The organism is Aquiluna sp., from assembly GCF_965064355.1.
On the sequence record NZ_CBCHRQ010000071.1, the window covers coordinates 1 to 6475 of the forward strand.

Sequence of the window (6475 nt, forward strand, 5' to 3'; positions counted from 1 at the left end):
GACCGCACTCACTCTCCTGAGTTTGCGATGCTCGAGGCCTATGAGGCCTACGGTGACTACAACACCATGGCGGAGCTGACCCAGGAGCTTATTCAGAATGCTGCTATGGACGTCTTTGGCACCCACCAGGTTGCCCTTGATGATGGCACTGAGAATGACCTTGGCGGTTCCTGGCCAAAGGTTTCGATGTTCCACTCATTGTCTGAGGCTGCTGGTGTTGAAATCACCCCGGCTACCGACATCGCAGAACTCAAGAAGCTCGCAAAGAGCGTTGATATTGACATTGAGCACCCGCTGCACGGTAAGTATGTCGAGGAGCTCTGGGAGCACTTTGTAAAGCCTGGTCTTGACCGTCCGACTTTCGTAACCGACTTCCCAGTTGACACCTCACCTTTGACTCGCGACCACCGCTCAATCTCGGGGGTTGTAGAGAAATGGGATCTTTACATTCGCGGCTTTGAGCAGGCCACCGGCTACTCAGAGCTGGTTGACCCTGTGGTTCAGCGCGAGCGCTTTATGGCGCAGATGGAACTTGCTAAGGCCGGTGACCCAGAGGCAATGAAGCTAGATGAGGAATTCCTCAAGGCTTTGGAGTTTGGTATGCCACCTTCGGGTGGAATGGGTATGGGTATTGACCGCCTGCTAATGGCCCTGACCGGGTTGGGTATTCGCGAAACCATCCTGTTCCCGCTGGTGAAGTAGAGATTATGAACCCCACCGACATGCTGTTAGACGCATTGATTTCCTTGATTCCACCGGCTCTAGTTGGCGTGTTGTTTTGGATCATGCTGCGCTCAATTTTGAGAGCCGATAAGGGTGAGCGCGACACCTACGCCAAGATCGAGGCCGAAGAGCGGGCAAAGCGCGCTAACGCCTTGGGCGAACAGCCCTAGTAGTTACCCCAATCGCCACCTAGCATTTCCATTAGAGATTTTGGAGGTGCCAACTTGTTCGAGAAATTTACCGACAAGGCCCGACGCGTGGTCGTGCTTGCTCAAGAAGAGGCCAAGCTTTTAAACCACAACTACATCGGCACCGAGCACATCCTGCTCGGATTGATCCACGAGGGTGAAGGCGTAGCAGCCAAGGCGCTAGAAGCGCTCGGCATCAACTTAGAGCAGGTTCGCGAGCAGGTCCAGGAGATCATCGGTCAGGGCCAGCAGGCACCTAGCGGTCACATTCCATTTACCCCAAGAGCCAAGAAGGTTCTAGAACTATCGCTTCGTGAAGCACTTCAGCTTGGTCACAGCTACATCGGAACCGAACACCTTTTACTTGGGCTAATTCGCGAGGGCGAAGGCGTGGCAGCTCAGGTGCTAACCAAGCTGGGTGCAGACACCAATAAGGTTCGCCAGCAGGTTATTCAGCTGCTCTCCGGCTTCCAGGGCAAGGAGTCTGTCGCGGTTGGCGGCGAGACTAACCCACAGCCAAAGGGCTCACAGATTTTGGACCAGTACGGTCGTAACCTCACCCAGGCAGCTGCCGAGGGCAAGTTGGACCCGGTTGTTGGTCGCGAACGCGAGATCGAGCGCGTAATGCAGATTCTTTCGCGCCGAACCAAGAACAACCCAATCTTGATTGGTGAGCCAGGTGTTGGTAAGACCGCGGTTGTTGAAGGTCTTGCTCAGGCAATTGTTTCCAACAACGTGCCAGAGACCCTTCGCGGCAAGCAGGTTTACACCCTGGATATGGGAAGCCTGATTGCAGGGTCTCGCTACCGCGGTGACTTCGAAGAGCGTCTAAAGAAAGTAACCAAGGAGATTCGCACCCGAGGCGACATCATCACCTTCATCGATGAGATCCACACCCTGGTTGGTGCTGGAGCTGCCGAGGGCGCTATCGATGCAGCGTCTATCCTCAAGCCAATGTTGGCTCGCGGTGAACTGCAGACCATCGGTGCCACCACCTTGGATGAGTACCGCAAGCACTTTGAAAAGGATGCTGCGCTAGTTCGACGCTTCCAGTCGGTTCAGGTCGCAGAACCTACCCCTGCGATGGCAATCAACATCCTCAAGGGGCTTCGCGATCGCTACGAGGCTCACCACAAGGTTTCAATCACCGACGCGGCCATTGTTGCGGCTGTGGCTATGTCCGACCGCTACGTTTCGGATCGCTTCCTGCCAGACAAGGCCATCGACCTAATCGATGAGGCCGGTGCAAGATTGCGCCTTAGCTTCCTATCTTCCCCACCGGAACTTCGTGACATGGAAGACAAGGTTTCGGTTGTGAAGAGGGCCAAAGAACAGGCAATCGCCGACCAGGACTTCGAGTTAGCAGCCACCAAGCGCGATGAGGAGAAAAAGCTCACCGCCGAGAAGATGCGCATGGAGAAGGAATTCCGTGATGGCAATGTCGAAAAGCCAGGCATCGTTGACGAGGGCCTAATCGCAGAGGTGCTTGCGCAGGCAACCGGCATTCCTGTGTTCCGCCTCTCCGAAGAAGAAGGCGCGAAGTTGATTTTCATGGAGCAGGAGCTTCACCAGCGCGTGATTGGTCAGGACCTAGCTATTGCAGCGCTATCCAAGACCATTCGCCGCCAGCGTGCGGGACTAAAGGATCCAAAGCGCCCATCCGGATCATTTATCTTCGCAGGCCCTACCGGTGTTGGAAAAACCGAGTTGGCAAAGGCTCTGGCAGAGTTCCTATTCGATGACGAAGACGCCTTGGTCGCTTTGGACATGAGCGAATACAGCGAAAAGCACACTGTTTCTCGCCTGTTTGGTGCTCCTCCGGGATTCGTTGGATACGACGAGGGCGGACAGCTCACCGAGAAAATTCGTCGCAAGCCGTTCTCTGTCGTGCTTTTTGATGAGATCGAAAAAGCTCACCCGGACATCTTCAACTCGCTACTTCAGATCTTGGAGGAGGGTCGTCTAACCGATGGCCAGGGTCGAGTTGTTGACTTCAAGAACACCGTAATCATCATGACCACCAACCTCGGCACCCGAGAGATCACTCGCGGAGCTTTGGGCTTTACTTTGGAAGGTGACTCTAAGAACGACTACGACCAGATGAAGTCACGCGTGAATGAGTCCCTGAAGCAAAACTTCAAGCCGGAGTTCCTAAACCGTGTCGATGAGGTAATCGTCTTCCCACAGCTCACCCGCGAGGAGCTACTGCTGATTGTCGACTTGTTCATCAAGCGTCTGCAGTTGCGTCTGGATGACCGTGACCTGAAGTTGATTCTGACCAGCAGCGCTAAGGAGAAGCTAATTGAGCTTGGCTACGAGCCATCTCTGGGAGCTAGGCCATTGCGCAGGGTTGTGCAGCGTGAGATTGAGGACGCAATTTCTGAGCGCATCCTCAGTGGAGACGTCAAGAACTCCCAGGACATCCTGGTTGATTTCAGCTCTGGGGAATTCAGCTTTGTCTCAACTGAGCGCGCACAGTCGGTAGTTTCCTAAATGACCGAGAAGCTGGGTTATCAAGTCATTGAGAACCTCGGTGCCTTTGAGATTCGTCAGTACCCGCCACACATTCTGGTGAGTACTAACGAGTCTGGCTCCATGTCAACAGCCGGGAGCCAGTCATTTCGGCGCTTGGCCAACTACATCTTCGGTGGCAATAACGCTGGCAAGTCAATCGCCATGACCGCACCTGTGATGCAGGCCAAGAAAGAAGAAGGCTTTGTCACTTCTTTCGTGATGCCAGCCAGCATGTCGATGAGTCAGATGCCATCCAGTTCGGATCCGACGCTTAGTTTTTCTGAGCATCCAGGCGGGAAATTTGCTGCGGTTTCATTCTCGGGATTGGCAAGCCAGCCGCTTTTTGATTCAAAGGCCAAAGCGCTCAAAGAAGCTCTCGCCAAAAAGAAACTCGAGATCGCAGGGGCTGCAATTTACGCCCGGTTCGACGGTCCATGGACTCCGTTTTTCCTTCGGCACAATGAGGTTTTAATCCCACTCCAGGGCTAATTGCTCCATAATTACCCAATGCTCTTGATTCGTTCCGCCCGCACCAGCGATGTTCCGCGCATCCAAAAGATCGCCGAACCCCTTGTCGCTGATCGCATTCTTCTGGGCAAGGAAATGGTCGAGCTCTACGAATCAATTCAAGAATTTGTGGTTGCCGAGCTCGATGGCGAAGTCGTTGGCTTTGGTGCTCTGCATGTGATGTGGCAGGACTTGGCTGAGGTTAGAACCTTGGCGGTGGATGTAAACAACAAGCGCCGTGGCTTGGGTGCAGCGATGTTGAACGAGCTCTTAGAAAGAGCTAAGAACCTGGGTGTCCACCGAGTCTTCTGCCTAACCTTTGAGGTTGACTTCTTCCAGCGCCACGGTTTTGCAGAGATTTCTGATATGCCAGTCGACGCTGAGACCTATGCCGAGATGGTTCGCTCGAACGACGAGGGTGTTGCAGAGTTTTTGGATTTGGCGAGAGTTAAGCAGAACACGCTGGGAAACTCCCGCATGCTGAAATACCTATAACTAGATTTGTCACATGCCTACCCAGCAACAGATCTATGCCCGCCGTCGCGGCGTCCTACTACTCGCTGCCCTAATCATCGGTGTCTGGGCCTACATCTCAATTGCTAACCCGTTTGGCACGCCTTCGCAAACCACCGTTACCCCTGCAATGAGTGAGTCGGCCACGGTGTCAGCTGAAGCGCCAGCTCCTGGAGATGCTCCAGTTTGCCAGCCAGGTGTGGTTCAGGTTGAGGTGATGATTGGCAATGAGACTGAAACTCTCAACACCTTCGGAGCTGATGAGAAACCAATGATCTGGTATTCCATCGTCAACACTGGTTTGGAAGACTGCAAGTTCAATGTTGGATTGCGCGGCACCTTCTTCACCATCACTTCTGGTGACCAGACCTATTGGTCATCCAAGCAGTGTTCTCGAGACGGGCTAACCGACTCCGATGTCGTTTTGCCAGCCAACCAGGCATTCTCCGCTCAGAAGGGGCCATGGGACAAGGTTTACTCATCTGAGACCGGCTGTAATGCAGAGACCAATGACTTGGTTCCAACCGGCGGCGCAACCTACAAAATCAAGGTTGAAGTCAACGGTGTCATCTCAGAAGAGAAAACTTTTATTCTCAACTAATTGCTTGGTTGATTGCAGCTTTTACCAGCTGACCCTTTTCACCGATCACTGTTGCATGTCCAAGACGCTGGGCTTCTTGGTTGCGCTGCGAGCCATTGGTGACACCTCTGATTTCGCCAGCGAGTGAGATCTCACCAAAGGCGGCTACTTGGTGGCTAACGGGCTTGTCTTTCACTGCAGATGCAATTGCGATGGCGATTGCTAAATCTGCCGCCGGTTCGGTGATCTTCATTCCACCGACAGTTGAAACATAAACATCTTTGTCGGAGACCGAAATGCCAGCTCGTCTTTCCAGCACCGCGAGGATCATTGCCACTCTCGAGGCGTCGACGCCATTGGTAACTCTTCTAGGTTGCGGCGATGTGGAGTGAACAACCAAGGCCTGAATCTCAGCGATGAGTGCGCGCTTGCCCTCAACGGTTACGGTGATGCAGGTGCCGGAAACTGGGTTTTGGGAACCGGATACAAACAGCGCACTTGGATCCGGAACCTCCAAGATGCCTTCGCCGGTTAGCTCAAAGCAGCCGACCTCATCGGTTGGCCCAAAGCGGTTCTTCAGAGTCCTTATAAAGCGCAGCGAGGTCTGACGGTCACCTTCGAAGTGGCAGACGACATCGACTAGGTGCTCGAGGGTTCTCGGGCCGGCAATTGAACCGTCCTTTGTGACGTGACCGACCAATAGCAGTGGAATCCCGTTTTGCTTTGCGGTGCGGATGAGGTTGGCGGCAACTTCGCGAACCTGAGCCGGCATTCCTGCAACGCCATCGATGTCACTCGATGCAACAGTTTGAACCGAGTCAACGATAAAAAGTTCTGGCCTGATCGCTTCAACCTGACCGAGCACTGTGGCCAGATCGGTTTCAGCGGCAAGGTAAAGATTTGGGGTGAGCGCGTTAGTTCGCTGGGCTCGGAGTTTTACTTGGGAGGCAGATTCCTCAGCGGAGACGTAGAGCACCTTCTTGCCTTGTTTGGCAAGGCGAGAGGCAACCTCAAGTAGCAGGGTGGATTTTCCGACACCTGGCTCACCGGATAGCAGAATCGCAGCGCCCGGCACCAATCCGCCGCCAAGGACTCGGTCAAATTCTCCGACCATGGTTGGCTGGCTTTGGCTTTCGCCGGTTTCAATCTCGGTGATTGGTCTGGCGGCTTGCGACTCGTTGAGCTTTATCGCACGCACCTCTTTGGTTGTGCCACTACTCTCGTCCAGGCTGCCCCAGGCTTGGCACTCGCCACAACGTCCTGCCCACTTGACGGTGGTCCAGCCACACTCTGAACACTTAAATTCGCTTTTTTGCTTAGCCACGAATGAAACCTAACTCACACCTAGGACACCTAAACTCTTCAAACGCACTGGTGTTGAAAGTTGAGACGTGACAAAGAACCATAAGTACGAGTTTTGGCTGGTTTTGATGCTGTCCCTGGGTGCATC

The 6475-nt window shown here is 53.8% G+C and carries 7 protein-coding genes; 6 read left to right on the top strand and 1 reads right to left on the bottom strand.

What is annotated here, in order from left to right; all coding sequences use genetic code 11:
- From AC128V_RS06140 to AC128V_RS06165, 6 genes are all read left to right on the top strand, one after another.
- The coding region (locus tag AC128V_RS06140) for an amino acid--tRNA ligase-related protein (protein WP_482763796.1) at positions 1–702 on the top strand (702 nt) is incomplete at its 5' end.
- 5 nt (positions 703–707) lie between these two features.
- Positions 708–893 carry a hypothetical protein gene (locus tag AC128V_RS06145; protein WP_482763797.1) on the top strand — a complete coding sequence of 62 codons (186 nt, stop codon included), beginning with the start codon at positions 708–710 and terminating at the stop codon, positions 891–893.
- Between the two features lie 54 nt (positions 894–947).
- Positions 948–3404, top strand: coding sequence for an ATP-dependent Clp protease ATP-binding subunit (locus tag AC128V_RS06150; RefSeq protein ID WP_482763798.1), 2457 nt, complete (start codon positions 948–950; stop codon positions 3402–3404).
- Entirely contained in the window at positions 3405–3914 is a 510-nt protein-coding gene (locus tag AC128V_RS06155) for an SOUL family heme-binding protein (protein ID WP_482763799.1), read from the top strand.
- Positions 3915–3932: 18 nt separating this feature from the next.
- The gene (locus tag AC128V_RS06160) at positions 3933–4427 is read left to right on the top strand and encodes an amino-acid N-acetyltransferase (RefSeq protein WP_482763800.1); all 495 of its coding nucleotides are present in this window, start codon (positions 3933–3935) and stop codon (positions 4425–4427) included.
- 13 nt (positions 4428–4440) lie between these two features.
- Positions 4441–5046: a hypothetical protein gene (locus AC128V_RS06165; protein ID WP_482763801.1), complete on the top strand. Its 606-nt coding sequence runs from the start codon at positions 4441–4443 to the stop codon at positions 5044–5046.
- Here the strand turns inward: AC128V_RS06165 and radA are convergent.
- Positions 5039–6349, bottom strand: a complete 1311-nt coding sequence (radA, locus tag AC128V_RS06170; protein ID WP_482763802.1) for a DNA repair protein RadA — start codon at positions 6347–6349, stop codon at positions 5039–5041. The two genes, AC128V_RS06165 and radA, sit on opposite strands and share 8 nt — an antisense overlap.
- Positions 6350–6475: the final 126 nt, after the last annotated feature.

Coding starts and splice junctions, on each gene's coding strand:
- AC128V_RS06145 (WP_482763797.1), top strand. CDS start 708: ATGAACCCCACCGACATGCTGTTAGACGCATTGATTTCCTTGATTCCA.
- AC128V_RS06155 (WP_482763799.1), top strand. CDS start 3,405: ATGACCGAGAAGCTGGGTTATCAAGTCATTGAGAACCTCGGTGCCTTT.
- AC128V_RS06160 (WP_482763800.1), top strand. CDS start 3,933: ATGCTCTTGATTCGTTCCGCCCGCACCAGCGATGTTCCGCGCATCCAA.
- AC128V_RS06165 (WP_482763801.1), top strand. CDS start 4,441: ATGCCTACCCAGCAACAGATCTATGCCCGCCGTCGCGGCGTCCTACTA.